This window comes from Alienimonas sp. DA493 (assembly GCF_043951915.1).
Classification (GTDB): Bacteria; Planctomycetota; Planctomycetia; order Planctomycetales; family Planctomycetaceae; genus Alienimonas.
The window spans coordinates 1-19554 of record NZ_JBINJD010000095.1 but is presented as its reverse complement, the minus strand read 5'-3'; the positions used below and the strand labels follow the sequence as shown (position 1 = coordinate 19554).

Here is a 19554-nt window from a genome sequence, read left to right as displayed (position 1 = left end):
GGGACGCGACGACGGCGGGGACGCCGTTCCAGTACGGGCCGCGGGGGGCGCGACTACATATCGATCGCGTAGCCCTTGCGGGGCTCCCGCGACAGGAAGGCGTTGGCCTCCGGGTCGCCGACGATCTCCCGCTTGGCCGGGTCCCAGTTCAACTCGCGACCCAGGCGGATGGCGATGTTGGCCAGGTGGCAGGTCTCGAGCATCCGGTTGTGGGACCAGACGTCGGAGATCGGTTGCTCCCGGGACTTCATCGCGTCCACGAAGTTCGCCGTGTGGTTCGCGGCAACCGGGCCGCCGTAGACCGCCTCGACGGCGCCCTCGGGCAGCGGGTTCTGCTCCAGATCCTCGACCGGCTTGCCGACGATCTTGCCACGGTTCACAAAGAAGCGGCCCTTCGTCCCCTCGAACAGGATGCCGTTGTCGCCGGCGCTGGTGATGATCATCGGCACGCCGCCGGGCATGTCGGCCCGGATTTCGAAGCTCGTCGGCGCGTTGAACCTGTCGTCGACGGTCGGGTAGCCGTCTTTGTACTCGACCGGCAGGGAGTAGCTGATCGGGGTGATCTTGCTGGGGCCGGTGTCCTCGGCGCCGAGGGCCCAGGTGGCGATGTCCACGTGGTGGGCGCCCCAGTCGTTCATCTGGCCGCCGGAGGTCTCGTACCAGTTTCGCCAGGCGTAATGGCAGTTGGTGTACCGCGGCACGCCGCCGCCGTAGCCCTGCCGCATCTCCGGCAGCGCCCGGTAGGGGGCCTCTGGGGCGGGGCCGAGCCACATGTCCCAGTCGAGGCCTTTGGGCGGGTCGATCGCCGGGATCGAGGGCGAACTGTCGGAGCCGCCGATGCCGCAGGTGACCTTCCGCACGTCGCCGATCCGGCCGTCGCGAATCAGGGCGATCGCCTGGAGGAACCGCTGGCCGTTCTCGGTCCGCTGCATCGTGCCGACCTGGAACACCCGGCCGGTCCGCTCGACCACCTGTTCGATCAGCTTGCCCTCGTCGATCGTCAGGGTGAGGGGCTTTTCGCAGTACACGTCCTTGCCGGCCAGCATCGCCTCGACGGCGATCTTAGTGTGCCAGTGGTCCGGCGTGGCGATCATGACCGCGTCCACGTCGTTCCGTTCGAGGACCTTGCGGTAGTCCTTGTAGCCGTCGGCCTTCTTCTTGGTCCGCTGTTCGAGCCGCTCCAGGTTCTCGCCGAGCACGTTCTCGTCGACGTCGGCGAAGGCGGCGAAGTCCGCGTAGTCGGTCGACTTGGAGGTGATCGTCCACCCTTGGTTGCGGAGGCCGATCGTGGCGAACACGGGGCGTTCGTTCGGCGACTCCTGACCGCGGGACGGCCGGCCCGTGCCGACGAACAGCCCGGCGGCCGCGGCGGCGGACGCGGTTTGCAAGAAGCGGCGGCGGTCCGGCGTGCGGGAGAAAGTCATCAGCGGCGGTCCTGAAGGAAAAGACGTGGGGCGGGGGATTGTTCGCGGGTTCGCAGCATGCGGAAAGCGGGATGGGGCACCGCATCAGCGGGCGAGCATCCGTCACCATACCGCTGCCCCGCCGCGATCGCGTCTTCGCCCGGAGCCGTCCGGCGCCCCGGCGAATCCCGGCGGTCCGATTCAGAGGGCTGGAGTTTCTCCGTCACGACGCACGGCGACGCCTGCACGCCGTCACGCGTCCCGATGAATTCAGGCAGGCCGTAACCGGCCGGGCTGACGATGCCGAGACCGCCCCGTTCAGGGGACGCGTTCGCCGCCGTAGTCGAGACGTCTTGGAAGCCGGTGGACCGCCGCCGTGCGGACCTCGGACCGCGATTCGACTGGACGTGAGGCGAGCGATCGCCGGTGTTTCTGGGGCGGGAACCGACTGGGGAACTCGAAGATTCCCGGCGGGGGCTGACGGAACGCAAGCCGTGTTAAACGTCGTGCCTCGCGGCGGGGCGGGGGGCGCCGGACAGGGACGCAACACACGGGCGCCGGAGCGGGCTGTCAGACGCTTCCGCCCCGTTCCCTCGCGGTGGTTGCGGGATTCGCTGACTGAGTCGACCATGGGCGGAGCGGCAAACGGCCGGTCGTCTGACCTGGCCGTCGCGGCCGCGCAACTCGTCCTCGCGGCGACGGCGTAGACTTAATCAGCGAACGCAGGCGGACCGGACGACGCGGCCCCGACGGACGGAGAGATGACGGCAAATCACGAGCGCCGCCGATGGACCTGAATGCGGACGTGGGCGAAACGACGGTTGAACAGGACCGCCGACTGCTGCCCTTCCTGACGTCGTGCAACGTGTGCTGCGGGGCGCACGCGGGCGGGGCGGAGGTGATCGTGGCGACGGTTCGGGAGGCCGTCCGGCGGAACGTCTCGGTCGGAGCCCACCCGTCGTACCCGGACCGGCCGGGTTTCGGCCGGCGGTCCGTCTCGCTTTCGGACGCACGGCTGGAGGCGGAACTGCTGTTCCAGATCGCAACCGTGAAGTCGTTGGTCGAAGCGTTCGGGGGGCGACTTCGCCACGTAAAGCCGCACGGCGCCCTGTACCACGACGTACGTTCCCCCGGCCGACAGGCGGCGATTCTGATCAAGGCCGTCGAGAGGATCGTCCCGGAGGCCGCGCTCGTCGGACAGGCGGGATCGGCGCTCTGCGAGTTGGCGACCCGGCAGGGACTGACGTTCCGGCACGAGGCCTTCGCCGATCGACGCTACGCGGCGGCCGACGCGTTGGTCCCGCGGTCCGACCCGCGGGCGCTCATCGACTCGGACGCCGACTTCCGCGACCACCTGAGCGGACTGCTGGCCGGGCAGGTCCGCGACCTGTCCGGGACGCGGCACGCGATCCCGGTCGATACGATCTGCCTGCACGGGGACTCGCCGCACGCGGTCCGCTTCGCACAGATCGCCCGCGGCCTGATCGACGGCCAGGCCGGCGCCGCCCGCGGCGGGGGGCCGTCATGACGATCCGGCGTCATGAGATCCGCCTCTTCGGCCGGCCGGTCGTCGCGACCGACTACCACGGGGCGTTCCTGTTGCTGCGCGCGGCGTCGGCCGACGAGCGACTGCCGGCGAGTTTCGGCGGAACGTTGCAGTCCGATCGGCCGGACTTCTGCGACGAGGTGATCGCCACCGAGCGGGAAATCTGCCTGAAGCTCAACGACCGCTACGCCGACGGGAGCCTTCAAACTTTAGAGGCTCTCACGGACGACGGCGCCGCCGGCGCCGCCGGCGCCGCCGGCGCCGCCGGCGGGCGGTCGGTCAACCTGCCGGTTCGGTTCGGAGACTCGCCGGACTGGGGCCGCGTCTGCCGTCACACGGGCCTAACGAGGGAGCAATATCAAAGCGACCTGCTGGCGTGTCGGCTCTCGGTCGCGATGATCGGGTTTCTGCCCGGCTTCGTTTATTTGAAGGGTCTGCCCGACCGCCTGCAGGTGCCCCGCAAGGAGACCCCGGACCGCCGGGCGGCGGCGAACTCGTTCGCCGTGGGCGGGGCCTATGCGGGGATTTACTCGCTGGAAAGCCCCGCCGGCTGGAACGTGCTCGGCGAGCTGGGGGTGAACGTGTTGCGGTCCGACCGGCTGCCCCCCGTTAGCCTGCGGCCGGGCGACGTCGTCACGCTGTCGGAACAGTCCTGAGGGGGACGCTGACCTGTGCCGACGGACGCGACGATCAAGACAAGCGGCGAAGCGGTCGGGCGGCTGTCCGTCGTTCGCGCGGGGATGCTGAGTTTGCTCCAGGATCGCGGGCGCCGGGGCTTGGCCTATTACGCCATCCCGCCGTCCGGCCCGTTGGACCGCCGCTCGGCCGAGTTGGCGAACGCGGTCCTCGGGAACGCTCCGGACGCCCCCGTGATCGAGTGTCATTTCGCGCCCCCGACGCTCCGGTTCGAGTCGGCCGCCGTCGTCTGCCTGACGGGCGCGGACATGGGCTGGACGCTCGACGGCCGTCCGGCGCCCCGCAACGCCACGGTCGCCGTCGCGCCCGGCCAGACGCTCTCGGGCCGTCCCGCAGAGGCCGGCTGCCGGGGGTACGTCGGCGTCCAGGGTTTGATTCAGACGAGCCGGACCTTCGGTTCGGCGTCGACCTACGCGCTCGGACGGTTCGGGGGAAACGGCGGCCGGCCGCTGGCGGCCGGCGACGTGATCCGCTGGCAGCGTCCGGAGGAGACGAGACCGCAAATGCGCCTCAGCCTGGCGGACGCGTCCGCGTCGGACCGCCCGATCACGCTGCGGCCGGGCCCGGAGTACGATTGGCTCACGCCGACCGCGCAGCATGAACTAAGGAACGGCGAGTTCCGGGTCAGCCCGAACAGCGACCGCATGGGGGCCCGGCTGGAAGGGCCGACGCTGACGCTTCGGGAAACCGCGATGGCCGACAGCGTGCCCGTGCTGCCAGGCATGATCCAGGTCCCGCCGTCCGGCCGGCCGATCGTGCTGCTGCAGGACGGCCAAACCACCGGGGGCTATCCGCGGATCGGCTACCTGCCGGCCGCGGACCTCGAACGCCTGGTGCAGATCCCGCCGCGGCAGCCGTTCCGCTTTCAATTCTCCGCCTGACGCTTTCCTTTCCCGAACCGGGCGGAAGACCGCCGGCGCCGCCCGCCGTCGCGGCGGGTTTTTCGGCAAGTCATGTGCAATCCGGCTGACGCACGCTTAGCGTGGCGGTCAGGCGTTTTGGCCAGCGCACGGCTGAGGCCCCTTCGTCTCAATTCTCGTTCTATAGAATCCTCTTCAAAAAGAGGTCGGATTAATGGAAGAGATCACGCTTCGCCGCGAGTCGCGCCGGACGCTCCTGAAATCGCTCGCCGCGATCGGGGCCGGCCTATACGTCGGGCCGGTCGCGCGGGCGGGAGACTCGAAGTCGCCGAACGAAAGGCTGAACCTCGGCCTGGTCGGGGTCGGCGGGCGGGGCTACGCCAACCTGCGGGGCGTGGCGAGCCAGAACCTCGTCGCCCTGTGCGACGTGGACGGCCGCCGGGCGAAGACGGCCTTCGAGGAGTACCCGCAGGCGACGAAGTACGCCGACTTCCGCCGGATGCTCGACGGCGAGACGCTGGACGGCGTCGCGATCAGCACGACCGACCATCTGCACGTGCCGATCGCCCTGGACGCGATGCGGCGGGGGCTGCCGGTCTACGTCGAGAAGCCGCTCGGACACAACGTCTGGGAGACGCGTCTGGCGGCGCAGGTCGCCAAAGAGCAGGGGGTCGCCACGCAGATGGGCACGCAGATCCACGCCGGCGACAACTACCGCCGCGTCGTCGAACTGGTCCGGGCCGGGGCGATCGGACCGATCGAGGAGGTGCACGTCTGGGTCGGCAAGGGCTGGGGCGGCGGGACGCGGCCGACCGACACGCCGCCGGTGCCCGAGGAACTCGACTGGGACCTGTGGCTCGGCCCGGCCCCGGAGCGGCCGTACCACCCGACCTACCTGCCGGCCAACTGGCGGCGGTGGTGGGACTTCGGCAGCGGGACGCTCGGCGACATGGGCTGCCATTACCTCGACCTCGTCTTCTGGGCGCTCGGCTTGAAGCATCCGACCGCCGTCGCCGCCGCCGGACCGCCGCCCGATGCGGAGACGGCCCCGCTCGGCATGACCGCGACCTGGGACTTCCCCGCCCGCCGCGTCGGCCCCGCCGTCGCGGCCGACGGGTCCGCCGCGGGGTCCGCTGACGGGGACGAGCCCGCCGGCGTCGAGATGCCGGCGGTGAAGGTCACCTGGTACGACGGCGACCGGGCGCCCCGCGAGCTACACGGCGTCAAACTGCCGGGGTCGGGCGTGCTGTTCGTGGGCCAGGAGGGACAGCTCCTCGCCGACTACGGCAGCCGGAGGCTGTTCCCGGAAGAAAAGTTCGCCGACTTCACGCCGCCGGAGCCGACGATTCCGGCGTCGATCGGGCACCACGCGGAGTGGATCGAGGCCGTCAAAACGGGCGTCCCGACGACCTGCGACTTCGCGTATTCGGGGCCGCTGACCGAGACGGTGCTGCTGGGGCTGGTCGCCTACCGACTCGGCCGACCGATTGCCTGGAACGCCGAAACGCTGACCGTGCCGGACGCGCCCGAGGCGGCGGCGCTGATCCGGCCCCCCTACCGGGCGGGGTGGGAGATCGCCTAACGCGGCGTCCGAAGGTCTGCACAGCGCGGGACATCCAGCTGGCCGCGCGGTCGCGGCCGCCGGACCGGCCGCCGGAGGACTTCGCCCGCTCGACGGGGCGCCAGTTCGGGAATGTCCCTGGCGAGGGCCCCGCGACCCACGCCCTCGTCCACGATCCCGTCCAGACCCGCCCGCGGCGGCCACACGCTGCGGGGCGCCGAGGAGCGGCCGGACGCACGGCTCCCGGGGCGCCGGCGACCCGCCGGGCGGCGATCCCTAGACGCCGACAAGTTTCCTGAGGCTGTCTCGCAAGGGAGTCCGGCTGACGGGGCGGGCGTCCCGCCGCTCGGACGCGTCCTCCCGCGGTCCGCGCGCTCCGCCGTGCGTCGTCGACGCTGAGCCGGCCCGTCCTCCGGCGGAGGCGTCCCCCGCGGAGTCGTCCCGCGAGAGCGCTTCGATCGTCTCCTCGACGGCGCCGTCCTCGGGAGAGGGGAGCGACAGGATCGAGAGGTACTCCTCGGCGGCGGCGGCGGTGGCGGCCAGCAGGTCCCTCGGGTGTTCGTCCGGGGCCAGGCCGCTGTCTTTGAGCATCTGCGCGAAGTGCGTGCGTCGGGCGACGCCGCGGTCGTCCAAGAGGTCGGCGAGCGCCTCGCCGACACGCATCGCGGCGTGGAGCCGATCTTCCGGGGCGGTGCTCGGCCCGGCGATCTCAGCGTTGTGGTGGCAGAGCACGAGTTGGACGACCGGCCTCGGAAAGCCCCAGCGCTCCAAGGCGGCGGCGCTGACCGACGCATGGTCCACCTTCACGGCGTGCCGCTCCATCGCCGTCAGGTCCGCGGTCCGCGGTTGCGACGCGCCGGACCGGATCCGTTGCGCGTACCGTTCCCCGTGCGTTCCGGCGATCAGAACGATCCCGAGTTCCTGCAGCAGGCCGAGGGCGAACCCGTCTTCGGCGAGCAGCGGAAAGTCGCGGCGGAGGAGTTCCCGGGCCGCGCAGCCGATCAGTAGGCTCCGCCGGTGATACCAGCGATGAAGCTCGTCCGCCCACGGCGCGTCGAGCTTGACGACCAACTTCTTCTGGCACACCGCGTAGGTGAGCGAGACGGAGCGGGAAGCGCCGAGCAGCTTGACGGCGTCGGCAATGCGATTGACGCGGCGGCGGAGGCCGACGTGCGCGCTGTTGACGAGGCGGAGCAATTCCGTGGCGGCCGGCGGATCGCTGCTGATGTCGGCGGCGACCTGGTCCGCGTCGATCTGCTCCGGGGACTTCTGCAGGTGACGGGCGAGTCGCTTGAGCAGATCCGGCGACGGCGGAGCGGTGGGACTGCTCGCCGCGATCGCGTGGGCCGCGGGGGAGATCGTCGCGTACCCGCCGTTGGCGTTTCGCAGGAAGGCGGCGGCGCGGGCCGCGACCCGCTCGTAGGGGGTGTCGTCGGACAGCCGCCAGATCTGCGACGGACTCGAACTGACTGCGTCGTTCTCTTCGCCGGCCCCCTGCCGATCCCCCGGCTCCAACAGGACGATCTTGGGGCCGAGAAACCGTTCAATTAATTGCTGCGCGATCGCCGAGCCGGAGAGAAAACCGTCGAGTTGCTGATCGAGGATCACCAGGTCCGGGTCGGAGGAGGTGAGAAAACGGTGCAGCGCGTCGGCGCCGTCGAAGCAGGCCGCCCGAAGCTCCCGCTCGGCGAAGGCCTCCCGCATCCTGGCGGCGGCCTCGCGTTCCCGCATTAAAATCGCCACCTCGACCGGTTCCGACTCGGACAGCGGCGGGCCGAACCGTCGCTGAGCGTGAGGTCGGTTCTCGGCATCGCACGCCCCCTCGCTCCCCTTTGCGGCGTCCTCTTCCTGCGCAGCCGGCCGCGGGGGACTCGCGTCGACCCGCGGGAGCGCGTCGGGAGCCGCTCCGGCCCGCCGCTCCGCGGCCTCCCGGACCGCGGCGGCGAGTTCGGAGAACCCCATCGGTTTGTAGAGAATTCGATCGACGCCCCGCTTCTTGAGGTCCGCCGAGATTCGTTCCTCCACCACCCCGGTCAGCACGACGACGGCGGGGCGATCCCGCATCCGGAGCGCCTGCACGCAGAGGGCGTGGCCGTTCATCTCCGGCATGGCGAGGTCGGTCAACAGAACGTCGTACGCCCCGTTGAACAGTTTGTCCGTTCCGCGCAACCCGTCCTCGGCGGAGTCGCAGACGAACCCGCGCTTGCGGAGGGCCCGCAGCGACGCCATGCGTAGCTCATCATGATCCTCAACGACCAAAACCTTGAAGGGCTTCATCAATTCTCTGCGGGCCTGAGGCGCTCGGGGCAATTATGCAATTACGACTGAAGACGGGGTGTCCCGGGATTAAAAATGTCGGCGAGAGGCGGGGGCGGGGGAGGGCGCCGCCGCGTCGGACCGCTGCGGGCGTGTCGACCGCTCGCCCCCGACCGCCTCGTTCACCGCCTCGACGAGGGCGGTCGGGGCGATCGGCTTGTAGACGAGCGGGAGGTCCGTGCAGAGAGCGACCTGCCGGTCGCTTTCCGGGTCGTAACCGGTGCAGAACAGGACCGGGATGTCGGGGGCCTCGGCGCGAATCCGGTCGTACGCCTCGCGGCCGCTCAGTCCCGGCATGACCATGTCGAACAGCAGCAGATCGAAACGTCCGCCCTGCTCCCGGAAGACGCGGACCGCCTCGTCCCCGCTCGTCACCGCCACGGGCGTCCATCCGGCTTTCAGGAGGGTCCGTTCGGCCACCTGGCGGACGAGGACGTCGTCCTCCGCCAACAGGACTCGCAGCCCCCCCGACGAGTCTTCGTCCGCCTGCCCGGAGGGTTCCGCCCGGCGCGGCCCGCTCAGGGGCAGATCGAGCGAGATCCGCGTGCCGCCCGGGCCGGTCTTGACGACGATGCGTCCGTCGTGCTGCTCGACCGCGGCGTAGACCGACGCCAACCCCATTCCCGTGCCCTTGCCGGGGGGCTTCGTGGTGAAAAACGGGTCGAAGATGCGATCGCGAATCTCCGGCGGGATGCCGGTCCCGGTATCGGACACGGAGAACCGCACGTAGGCCCCCGGCGCGATACGTCCCCGGATGAGGTCCGCCTCCCGATCGTCGCTGGCGCCGTCGTCGTCTTCGACGATCACCTGTTCGACGCTCAGGGCGAGCGTCCCGCCGTTCGTCATCGCGTCGCGGGCGTTGACGCAGAGATTCATCAGGGCCTGTTGCACGTCCGCCCGGTCGGCCTCCCATCGGCCGTGGACGTCGCCGCTCTGAACGCGCACGTGGATCCGCTCGCCGACCAACGGCCGGATCATCCGTTCGAGCGCGTGAAGTTCTTCCCGGGCGTTCAACGCCGTTCGTTTGGACGGCGAGCGCCGGCTGAAGTCCAACATCTGCCGCGTCAGTTTCGCCGCCCGGTCGGCGGCGACTTGAATTTCGGCGACGTCCGCGGCGACCTCCGCCGCGTCGACGGTCGTTTGTTCCAGACCCTCCATCGCGAAGGAGGCGTAGCCGCCGATCGCCTGGAGGAGGTTGTTGAACTCGTGGGCGATGCCGCCCGCCAGGGAGCCGACGGCTTCCATCCGCTGCCTGTGTCGCAGGATGGACTCCTGCCGTTCCATTTTCTCCTCGGCCCGCTTCAGATCGGTGAGGTCCTGCGCGTGGCAGATCACCTCCGTCGGTCGACCGTCCGGGCCGTGGAGGGCGGTTCGACTTTGCAGGACGTGAACGATCTCCCCGTCCGGTTTCACGTACCGCTTCTCCCAGGTCTCGGCCCGCTCGGCGTCCCGCTCCGCCTCCAGGAGAGCCCGGAACCGCTGGCGACAACGCGGCAGGTCGTCCGGATGGGTGATCGCTGCGTAGTCCGCGTCGACCAACTCGTTGACGCTCCGGCCGACCAGGGCGCCGAACGCCGCGTTCGCCCTGGTGATCCGGCCGTTCAGATCGACCAGACATTTGCCGACGCCGGACTGTTCGAAGCTGCGGCGGAACCGCTCCTCGGCCTCACGCCGCGCCGATTCCGCCTCTTTCTCCGCGGTGGCGTCGGCGTACAGACCGATCATCCGCAGCGGGGTCCCCGTTGCGGTGCGTTCGGTCAATCGGCCCCGACACCGAATCCAAACCCAGTGTCCGTCCACGTGCCGAAAGCGGACGCAGACGGCGTAACGTTCCGTCTCGCCGCGAAAATGATCCCGCAATCGTTCCAAGGCCTCGGCGAGGTCGTCCGGGTGCATCAGATCGCGGTACGACTGTCCCCGCCGAGGCGCGTCGTCGGCGTCGCGGCCGAGCAAGCTCACCCAAAGGTCGCTGAAATCCAGCTTGTCCGTCGGGACGTCCCATTCCCACAGCCCCACGTCGTTGCTGACGAGCGCGATCCGGAGCCGCTCCAACGCGGGATCAACGCGGGGTTCGGAACAATCGATGTCCGAGACCGTTTCAGAACGGTTCCCGGCGTGTGCGGGGGCGCCGGTCCCGGGCGCTCGGTCGGGCTGCCGACAGCCCCCTCGGCCGCCGGCGCCTTCTTGAGGGGCGAGGAGGTAAGCGGGGAGGTCCGCGTTCCCCGGCCCCGCGGTTCGTCCCGGAACGTCCGGTCCGGCGTTTTGGTGCGAAGGGCCGCCGCAGTCGCCTTCGAAGCCGTCCGCGTCTCGTTGATCGCCAAGATTGAGAATCTCATCCGCGGTCTTTCGGTCCGTCGCCGAAGCGGTAAACCGCGTGTTTCGCTGTGCCTCAAACATCGTCGTTGGAGCCGCTCGTGGATCGTTGGTGAACACCAAAACGCCTCCCGCCGTTGACGATCGCCGTGACGGGAACACCGCTGGCCCGGGCGGTAACCAGACCCTTCGTCACGGAATGGTCAAATGCGTCACAGAAAATCCCCCATGCGGTGTGGCGCCCTGTCGCAGGCCCCCTGCAGTCATCAAAACCGGGACAACCCCGCCGACGCGAGGCTCGGCAGGGGCGGGACGGCGGACGCCGTCGGGGGGGCGGCTGTTTTGAACGTTCTTTTTTAAAAGTTCTTTTGAGAGTCGCCGGCGCACGATCGCGCCCCGCCGGCGATCGATCCGGCAGCCGCTCTTCGCTTGTTAGAACGGCGACGGGAGGGCACGATCAGGGCCTGCGGAAGGCAGTGCGGTCAACCGAGCCGTTCGCGGACGGCTTGGACCAGCGCGGCGGGGGTGATCGGTTTGCGGACCTGCGGCAGCCCCTCGCACTGCTCCATGTTCATGGCCCGGTCGCTTTCCGGATCGTGTCCGGTGCAAAACAGCACCGGCGGGGGCGACCCGCCCTCGGGGGCGAGGCCGCGGATTCGTTCGTAGGCCTCACGTCCGGTCAGGCCGGGCATGACGATGTCGAACAGCAGCAGTGCGAACCGCCCGCCGTGCTCCTCGAAGGCGGCCACCGCCGCGTCCCCGCGGTCGACGGCGACCGTTTCGTACCCGGCCCGGTTGAGGGCCTGCACGGCGATCTCCCGCACGAGCGTCTCGTCCTCGGCGATCAGCACCCGCGGCTTGCCCTGGCAGTCCGCCGACGGCAGATCCGGGGCGGACTCCCCGGCGGTTTCCCCCGCGGCGGCCCCTCCGGCGACCGTGCCCGCGGCGGGCAGGTCGAGGTGGAACGTCGACCCGTCCGGCCCGGTCTCCAACACCACCCGCCCGCCCTGCTGCTCGACGAGGCTGTACACCGCCGCCAGCCCCAACCCCGTCCCCCGGCCGGGCGGCTTCGTCGTGAAGAACGGGTCGAAGATGCGCCGGCGCAGTTCCTCGGGGACGCCCGGGCCGGTGTCGGACACGCTGAATCGCACGTAGGCGCCGGGCTGGACCGGCCCGCCCGTCACCCCCTGTCCCGGCCCGGCGTCGGCGTGTGCGGCCGTCGCTTCGCCCCCGGCTGAGTTCCGCAGCGCCACCGGCTCGGCGGAGACCGTCAGCCGGCTCCTCCCTCCCGCCCCGGCCCGTTCGCCAACGTCCGCCATTGCGTCCCGGGCGTTCACGCAGAGGTTCAGCAGGCATTGCTGCAGCTCCGTCCGGTCGGCCTCCAGCGCCGCGGCGCCCCGGGCCGGCGGCCGGACGATCAGGTCCATCCGTTCGCCGACCAGCGGGCGGAGCAACTTCGAGAGGTCGTCCAACTGTTCGGCCGCGTCCAGTCGCTGGCGGACCCGTCCGTCCCGGCGGCTGAAGTCCAGCATCTTCCGGGTCAGTTCGGCGGCCCGACCGGTGGCGGAGACGACCTGTTCCAAATCGCCGCGGACGGCCGCGGCGGCGTCGGCGGCCGCCGGCGGCAGGCCAGGCAGTCCTTCTAATTCGGAGAGCCCGTCTCCGGCGAACTCGGTAAATCCGCCGATCGCCTGCAACAGGTTGTTGAACTCGTGGGCGATCCCGCCGGCCAGCGCCCCCACCGCCTCCATCCGCCCGCGGTGTCGCAGGGCCTCCTCCTGCTGCTTGAGCTGCGCCTCGGCGATCTTTCGGGCCGTGACGTCCTGGATCTGAACGAGGACTTCCCGGGGCGATCCGGCGGCGTCGCGAATCAGCGTGTTGCTGACGACCGCGTGAACCTCGGTGCCGTCCGCCCGGACGAATCGCTTCTCCCAACTGGCCGTGCTTTCTCCCCCCCGGGTGAATGCGTCGAACAGGTCCCGGCAGAGGGCGGCGTCATCCGGATGAGCGAACGACTCAACGGATCCGCCGACTAATTCGTCGGAACCCCCCAGCAGCCGCCGGTAGGCCGAATTGGTGCGGGTGATCGCGCCCTCCAGAGTGCACAGGTAGCTGGGGACGCCGCTCTGTTCGAACCCCCGGCGGAATCGCTCCTCGGCCTCCCGCAGGGCCTCCTCGGTACGCTTCTGGTCGGTCACGTCGGCGTGCAGCCCGATCATCCGCGTCGGCCGGCCGTCCCCGTCCCGCTCGATCACCCGCCCGCGGGCCCGCACCCACACGTGCGACCCGTCGCGGTGGATCATGCGAAAGGTTTCCTCGTACTGCTCGACCTCGCCCGAGAAGACCCGCCGCACCGCCTCCCGGGTTCGCGCCCGATCCGCCGGGACGATCAGGGCGAAAAACGCTCGGCCGGCCTGCGGCACCTCGGCCCGTTCGTAGCCGAGCATCGCCGTCCAGCGGGCGCAGAAATACGCCTCGTCCGTCTGCGGGTTCCAGTCCCAAAGTCCCGCCTGCCCGCTGGAGAGGGCCAGTTGCAGCCGCTCCCGAGCGAGGGCGGCCTCCCGCTCGACCTGCTCACTGGGGGCGACTTCCAGGTACGTCCCGAGGACCCCGACGACCCGCCCGTCCCCGTCGCGCAGGGGCTGCTTGCGGGTGTCCAGCCATCGCTCCAGCCCGGACGCGTTGTGCTGCGGCTCGATAAAGTGGCGAGGCTCGCCGCTCTCGATAATCGCCCGGTCGTTGGCCCGGAACTGTTCGGACTCCTCCCGGGACCAGCAGAGTTCGAAGTCCGTCTTCCCGACGATCTCGGCCGGTTCGGTCAGTCCGGCGTCGCGGGCGAACGCACGGTTGCACCCGCGGTAGACCAGATCCCGGTCCTTCCAGAAGACACGCTGCGGCAGCGCGTCCAAGACGTCGTCGGCTCGGAGGGAGGCGATCGCGAACCGACCTTCGGGCGACGTTCGCCCCCGGTCGGCGCCGTCCCCGTCGGACTGCCCAGGCATGGTTCGATGCGATGATCTGCGAGAGGCCGCGAGGTTAGATCGCCTCGTTTTTGGTCGTCAATTCGACTTCTCCTCCCGCAGCGCCGAGACGGAGTCGCTCGCCGTCTTGTTAAAGTCCCCGCCGACCACCGCCGTCAGCCCCGGGCCGTCCGCCAGCCGGTCGGCAACGTGCCGGACCGTTGTCGCGGCGATGATCTCCCGCTTCCGCGTCGTTCTCGTCCGCCTCGCCCACCGATCGGCGGCGCCGGACTGGCCTTGCCGGCCGGGCGAAACCGGGGGCCGAAGCCGGAGCCTCGGGGACGCCTTCGGGGGATTGGTTCGATGAGCTTCCGCCGGTACCCTCGCGAGATGTCGGGACACGACGTGATCGCCGTTGGGGGTTCTGCAGGAGCGATGGAGGCGGTGCGGCGGTTGCTCGCCGACCTGCCGCCCGATCTTCGAGCGAGCGTCTTCGTCGTGCTCCACGCGTCAATGGAGATCCCCGACGGACTGCCCGACATCCTGAACCGACACTGTCCGTTGCAGGTCGAGCGGGCGCGGGACGGGGCGGCGGTGGAACACGGCCGGGTCTACGTTTTCCGGCCGGATTACCATCTGGTCGTCCGTCGCGGCGAGGTGCGGGTCACCCGGGGGCCGCGGGAGAATCGCTCGCGGCCGGCGATCGACGTGCTCTTCCGCTCGGCCGCCGCCGCCTACGGGTCGCGGGTTGTGGGCGTGTTGCTGAGCGGCTACCTCGACGACGGGTCGGCCGGGCTGCGGGCGCTGAAACGGTGCGGCGGACACGCGGTCGTCCAAGACCCGGAGGACGCCCTCGTCGCGGACATGCCCCGCAACGCGATTGAACGTGTCGCGGTGGACGACGTGCTGCCGTTGGCCGAGATTCCGCGGCGGCTCGCGGAGTTGGCGTCCGCCTCGCCCGGGCCGTCGCCGCCGCCGCCCGCCGACGTGGTCCAGGAAGCCGAGATCGCCGAACGGGCCTCCAGCGAGATCCCAAAGGAGGAAGCCTTGGGGCGCCTGGCGCCGCTCAGCTGTCCGGAGTGCGGCGGGCCGCTGTGGGAGTTGGACGATGGCGACGTACGGCGGTATCGCTGCCACGTCGGTCACGGCATGACCGCGCGCAGCCTGCTTTGCGAGCAGGACGACGCCTTCGAGGAGGCGCTGTGGGTCGCGCTGCGGACGCTCGAGGAACGGACGAATCTTCTCCGGACGCTTGCCGGCGACGCCGCGACCGCCGGCGGCCGCGGCGAGCGGGAATTGTTTGAAACGCGGGCGACGGAGTCGGACGAGCAGGCGTCGCTCCTGCGGCGCCTGCTCCGCACCGGTTCGACCACGCGCGACGCCTGACTCCGCTCCGACTCGCCCCCCCGGCGGATTCACGGGGGCAAGTTTATGGGTTGCCGACGCCACGCTTGGCCGGACTATGGTCCTCCGCCGGTGGCGTCTCCAGGCTGTGACCCTCGCACGCAGCGACCGGCGACCGCACGCTCGCCGGACCGGAACTTCCACCGGAACTTCCACCGGGAACGAAAGATCGGGCGACCGTGTCAGTCAGTGACGAAGTATCACGCGGCAATTCGGAGGACCGTCAGCCGGACGACGCCGCGCGGTTGGTGATCGGCATCGGAGCTTCGGCCGGCGGTTTGGAGGCGTTCCGGCAGTTCTTCGAGCGGATGCCCGCGGACAGCGGAACGGCGTTGGTGCTGGTTCAACACCTGGACCCGGACCACGACAGCATCATGCCGGAACTGCTTGCGCGGTCGACCGCAATGCCGGTGCGCCACGTGGTCGACGAGACGGCGATCGAGCGGAATCACGTTTACGTGATCCCGCCGAACTGCACCCTCACCATTGAGGAGGGGGTGTTGCGGACGCGGTCGCCGTTCGAGCCGCACGGGCAGCGGATGCCGATCGACAACTTCTTCCGTTCGCTCGCCGAGGACCAAGGGGACCGAGCGGTGGGCGTCGTGCTCTCCGGGGCCGGCTCCGACGGGACGCTGGGGTTGAAGGCGATCCGAGAGCACGGCGGGCTGACGCTGGCGCAGGAGCCCGCCACCGCCCAGTACGACAGCATGCCCCGCAGCGCCGCCGAAGCCGGTGCGGTCGACCGCGTCTTGCCGGTCGAGGAGATGCCGGAGCTGTTGCGCCAGTACGCCCGGCACCGTCAACTGACGGCGGAGGGGGGCGAGGACGGGGGCGAGGCGCTCCTCCGTCAGGCGGACGGGCATCTCGCCGACGTGTTCCGCATCCTCCAACGGCGCACCGGCCACGACTTCAGCGGATATAAGAAGGGGACGATTCTGCGGCGGATCCGGCGGCGGATGCAGGTCGTCCGAGCTTCCACGATTGAACGGTACGTGGACCATTTGCGGGAGTCGCCCGAGGAGCCGCGAGAGCTCTTCAAGGACCTGCTGATCGGGGTGACGGGCTTTTTTCGCGACGAAGAGGCGTTCGCCGCCCTCGAGCGGGACGTGTTATCGGTTCTGCTGGACCGAAAGCGGTCGGAGGATTCGCTCCGCATCTGGGCGCCGGGGTGTTCCACCGGGGAGGAGCCGTACTCGATCGCGATGCTCGTCCGCGAGGCGTTGTCTCGCGCGGGTAAACCGCTTCCGGTGCAGATCTTCGCCACCGACATTGACGAGCAGGCGCTCAAGTTCGCTCGGCAGGCGCGTTATCCGGAAGGCATCGTCGAGCAGGTGACGCGGGAGCGTCTGGAGCGACACTTCGTCAAGGAGGGCGCCGGCTACCGGGTGGCGAAGGACATCCGGGAAATGTGCATTTTTTCGCCGCACAACCTGATTCGCGACCCGCCGTTTTCCCGGCTGGACCTGATCAGCTGCCGGAACCTGCTGATCTACCTGGACGCGGCGCTGCAGAAGACGCTGCTGAGGACGTTCCGCTACGCCCTGTCGCCGTCCGGGTTTCTCTTCCTGGGGTCGTCGGGAAGCGTCTCGGCCGAGCCGGACCTCTTCAAGCCGGTGGAGAAGAGTCTCCGGTTGTTCCAAGCGGCCGACCCGCTGCGCACGCGCAATCTGCCGCTGCCGCTGGCGGAGAGGGAACGCGACCGGCCGACGCGACCGCCGACGACCACGCTCGTCGGGGAGCCGGAGCACGAGCGCGGCGTGGGCGCCCGGTTCGAACGGCTGCTTCTGGATCGGTTCGCGCCGGCCAGCGCCGTGGTCGACCGGCACGGGACGATCGCGTACGCCTCCGGCCGCACCGGCCGCTACCTCGAACTTCCGGCCGGAACGCCGGACCTCAACCTCGCCAGCATGGTCCGGCAGGACCTTCGACTGTCGGTGCGGGTGGCCTTGCACGAAGCGGTCGAACGCGAGGAAGAGGTCGTGCAGCGGGACCTCTCGATCGGGATTGGGGGACAGGTCCAACGGTTGAACCTGATCGTCCGGCCGTTGGAGAAGGACCGGTTTCCCGGACTGTTCATGGTCGTCTTCGAGGAACTCGCCTCCCCTGTTGAACTGTCGACGGCGCCCGACGGACAGGCGGCCCCCGCCGGCGACCAGCAGGAGGAGATCGAGCAGCTGCGGAAGGGGCTGCGGAGCACGAAGGAATTCCTACAGAACGCGATCGAACGGCTCGAAGCGTCGAACCAGGATCTGCAGGGCTCGAACGAGGAGCTGCTTTCCCTCAACGAGGAATTGCAGTCCGCCAACGAGGAACTGCAAACGTCCCAGGAGGAACTGCAGTCGGTCAACGAGGAGCTGCAAACGGTCAACGTGGAGCTGAACAACAAGGTCGAGGAACTCGACTCGGTCAACAGCGACCTGCAGAACCTGCTGCGGAGTACGCAGGTCCCGACCCTCTTTATCGACCGCGAATTGCGGATCAAAAAGTTCACCCCGGTGGCCAGCGAGGTCTTCAACCTGCAGGAGGGAGACGTCGGCCGACCGCTCACGGACATCACCCGCCGGTTCGTCGACGGCGACCTCGGCGAACACGTGCGACGCGTGCTGAAGACGCTGACGGTGTTCGAGGAGGAGGTCCGCCGGCCGGAGGGCGATCGCTGGTTTCTATTGCGGATCATGCCTTACCGGACGGTGAAAGACGTCATCGACGGCGTGGTGCTCACGTTCGGCGACATCACCGAGCAGAAGCGGGCTCAGGAAGAGGTCGGAAGGCTCAACGCGGAGTTGAAACAACGCGTCGACGAACTCGAGACCACGCTGGAACTCCTGCCGGTCGGGATCGCGATCTGCACCGACGGCGCCGGCGAGCAGATCTCCGTCAATCGCAGCGGCGCGGAAATGTTGGGCCTCCGGCCCGGCGCCAACGCGTCGAAGTCGGGGCCCCCCGGGCACAGCGCCGCCTACCGCGTGTTCCGCGACGGCAGGGAGGTCGACCCGGCTGAACTACCGATTCAGCAGGCGCTGGCCACGGGCGAACCGGTCGCCACGCACGACTTGCTGGTCGAACGGGCGGACGGCCGGCGGCTGGAACTGCGGATGGCCGCGCTGCCGCTGCACGCGGACGACGGCGAAACCCGCGGGGCCGTCGGCGCGATGATCGACGTTACGGAGTTGCGTCAGGCCGAGCGGCGAGCTTCGGCCCGGGCGAGGCAGCAGGCCGTCGTGGCGGAACTCGGCTCGCGCGCGCTGGCCGGCGAGGACCTCCCGGCGTTGATGCAGGCGGCCGTCGAAGCCGTCACGGAGACGTTGGGCAGCGACCTCTCCAAAGTGCTGCGATTGGAATCAGGAGAACGCTTGCTCCTGCTCGCCGGCGTCGGATGGAACGAGGGGCTGATCGGCCGAGCCTACGTCGACGCCGACGACCGCTCGCAGGCGGGATATACCTTGAAAACGGATACGCCGGTCATCGTCGAAGATCTCAGCACGGAGTCGCGGTTTCAGGGCCCCGCCCTGCTCACCGACCACGACGTCGTCAGCGGGATGAGCGTCGTGATCCACGGCGTCAATGGGCATTACGGCGTCCTCGGCACGCACTCCCGCCGCCGGCACGAGTTTACGGACGACGACGCGCAATTCCTGCAGTCGGTCGCCAACGTGCTGGGGGGGGCGGTCAGAAACTATCTCGACCGTCAGGAGCTCGAACGCGTCCAGCTCGGGCTCGAGGACCAGGTCCGCGAACGCACCATTCAGCTGCGGGAACTGGCCAGCGAGATCACCGTCTCCGAGCAGCGCGAACGGCGGCGGGTCAGCAAGCTGCTGCACGACCACCTGCAGCAATTGCTGGTCGCGGCCAAGATGCGGGTGCAATACGCCGTTGCCGGGGGAACCGAGTCGGTCATGCAGGAGGTACACGACCTGATCGACGAGTCGCTGACGGCGTCCCGCTCGCTGGCCGTCGACCTCAGCCCCCCGGTGCTGCAGGACAGCGGACTCCGCCACGGCGTGGAGTGGCTTGCCCGGCAAATGGCGGAGAAACACGGCCTGCAGGTCGAGATCGCCGGCGACGACGAGGGCGAACTGCCCGACGATTTAAAAGCGTTCGCCTTCGACGCGGTCCGCGAGCTCCTCTTCAACGTCGTCAAGCACAGCGGACAGGCGAAGGCGATCGTGGAGATTCGCCGCGGCGAAGGCGGCCGGCTCGAGGTGAGCGTCCGCGACCCCGGCGTCGGCATGTCCGAGGACGCTCTGCGGGAGGCCCGGCCCCGCCCCGAGGGCTTGGGGCTTTTCAGTATCCGGGAGCGGTTGGAGCACCTGGGCGGGAACTTCGACCTCGAATCCCCCGCGGACGGCGAATTCTCAGTTCGCATGCTGCTGCCGGCCGAGGAGGAGGCGGCGGCCCGGGACGTAGACCCGCTGCCCGTGCCGACCGAGGCCGCGCGGGGCGGCGACACACGTCCTGAAGACTCCCGGATCCGCATTGTGGTCGTCGACGACCA

Annotated in this window: 10 protein-coding genes; 6 read left to right on the top strand and 4 right to left on the bottom strand. The window is 69.6% G+C overall.

All coding sequences use genetic code 11. The features are described from left to right. Positions 1-53 precede the first annotated feature (53 nt). Entirely contained in the window at positions 54-1424 is a 1371-nt protein-coding gene (locus tag ACG2DA_RS14630) for a Gfo/Idh/MocA family protein (protein WP_395256527.1), read from the bottom strand. Positions 1425-2190: 766 nt separating this feature from the next. Here ACG2DA_RS14630 and ACG2DA_RS14625 point away from each other — a divergent pair. The 4 genes from ACG2DA_RS14625 (at position 2191) to ACG2DA_RS14610 (ending at position 6087) form a co-directional block, all read left to right on the top strand. After that, on the top strand, positions 2191-2931 hold the full coding sequence (locus tag ACG2DA_RS14625) for a 5-oxoprolinase subunit PxpA (protein ID WP_395256526.1): 741 nt from the start codon (positions 2191-2193) through the stop codon (positions 2929-2931). Next, entirely contained in the window at positions 2928-3605 is a 678-nt protein-coding gene (locus tag ACG2DA_RS14620) for a carboxyltransferase domain-containing protein (protein ID WP_395256525.1), read from the top strand. The genes ACG2DA_RS14625 and ACG2DA_RS14620 overlap by 4 nt, the downstream gene beginning before the upstream one ends. 15 nt (positions 3606-3620) lie before the next feature. Then, on the top strand, positions 3621-4526 hold the full coding sequence (locus ACG2DA_RS14615; RefSeq protein WP_395256524.1) for a biotin-dependent carboxyltransferase family protein: 906 nt from the start codon (positions 3621-3623) through the stop codon (positions 4524-4526). A gap of 193 nt (positions 4527-4719) precedes the next feature. Next, the gene (locus ACG2DA_RS14610) at positions 4720-6087 is read left to right on the top strand and encodes a Gfo/Idh/MocA family oxidoreductase (RefSeq protein WP_395256523.1); all 1368 of its coding nucleotides are present in this window, start codon (positions 4720-4722) and stop codon (positions 6085-6087) included. A 255-nt stretch (positions 6088-6342) separates the two neighbouring features. On the opposite strand, the gene ACG2DA_RS14605 is transcribed toward ACG2DA_RS14610, so the two are convergent. The 3 genes from ACG2DA_RS14605 to ACG2DA_RS14595 form a co-directional block, all read right to left on the bottom strand. Continuing rightward, a complete protein-coding gene (locus tag ACG2DA_RS14605; RefSeq protein ID WP_395256522.1) occupies positions 6343-8343 on the bottom strand; it encodes an HDOD domain-containing protein in 2001 nt (666 codons plus the stop codon). Between the two features lie 69 nt (positions 8344-8412). Continuing rightward, positions 8413-10434, bottom strand: coding sequence for a PAS domain S-box protein (locus tag ACG2DA_RS14600; protein WP_395256521.1), 2022 nt, complete (start codon positions 10432-10434; stop codon positions 8413-8415). 743 nt (positions 10435-11177) lie between these two features. Beyond that, on the bottom strand, positions 11178-13604 hold the full coding sequence (locus ACG2DA_RS14595; protein WP_395256520.1) for a PAS domain S-box protein: 2427 nt from the start codon (positions 13602-13604) through the stop codon (positions 11178-11180). A 441-nt stretch (positions 13605-14045) separates the two neighbouring features. On the opposite strand from ACG2DA_RS14595, the gene ACG2DA_RS14590 reads away from it, so the two are divergent. Continuing rightward, positions 14046-15041, top strand: coding sequence for a chemotaxis protein CheB (locus ACG2DA_RS14590; protein WP_395256519.1), 996 nt, complete (start codon positions 14046-14048; stop codon positions 15039-15041). Positions 15042-15238: 197 nt separating this feature from the next. Beyond that, positions 15239-19554: chemotaxis protein CheB (locus ACG2DA_RS14585; protein ID WP_395256518.1), on the top strand; the 4316-nt coding region annotated here is incomplete at its 3' end.

Bases quoted from the DNA above. Each gene is read 5' to 3' on its own strand.
- ACG2DA_RS14590 (WP_395256519.1), top strand. From the start codon at position 14,046: ATGTCGGGACACGACGTGATCGCCGTTGGGGGTTCTGCAGGAGCGATG.
- ACG2DA_RS14630 (WP_395256527.1), bottom strand. From the start codon at position 1,424: ATGACTTTCTCCCGCACGCCGGACCGCCGCCGCTTCTTGCAAACCGCG.
- ACG2DA_RS14625 (WP_395256526.1), top strand. From the start codon at position 2,191: ATGGACCTGAATGCGGACGTGGGCGAAACGACGGTTGAACAGGACCGC.
- ACG2DA_RS14610 (WP_395256523.1), top strand. From the start codon at position 4,720: ATGGAAGAGATCACGCTTCGCCGCGAGTCGCGCCGGACGCTCCTGAAA.
- ACG2DA_RS14605 (WP_395256522.1), bottom strand. From the start codon at position 8,343: ATGAAGCCCTTCAAGGTTTTGGTCGTTGAGGATCATGATGAGCTACGC.
- ACG2DA_RS14620 (WP_395256525.1), top strand. From the start codon at position 2,928: ATGACGATCCGGCGTCATGAGATCCGCCTCTTCGGCCGGCCGGTCGTC.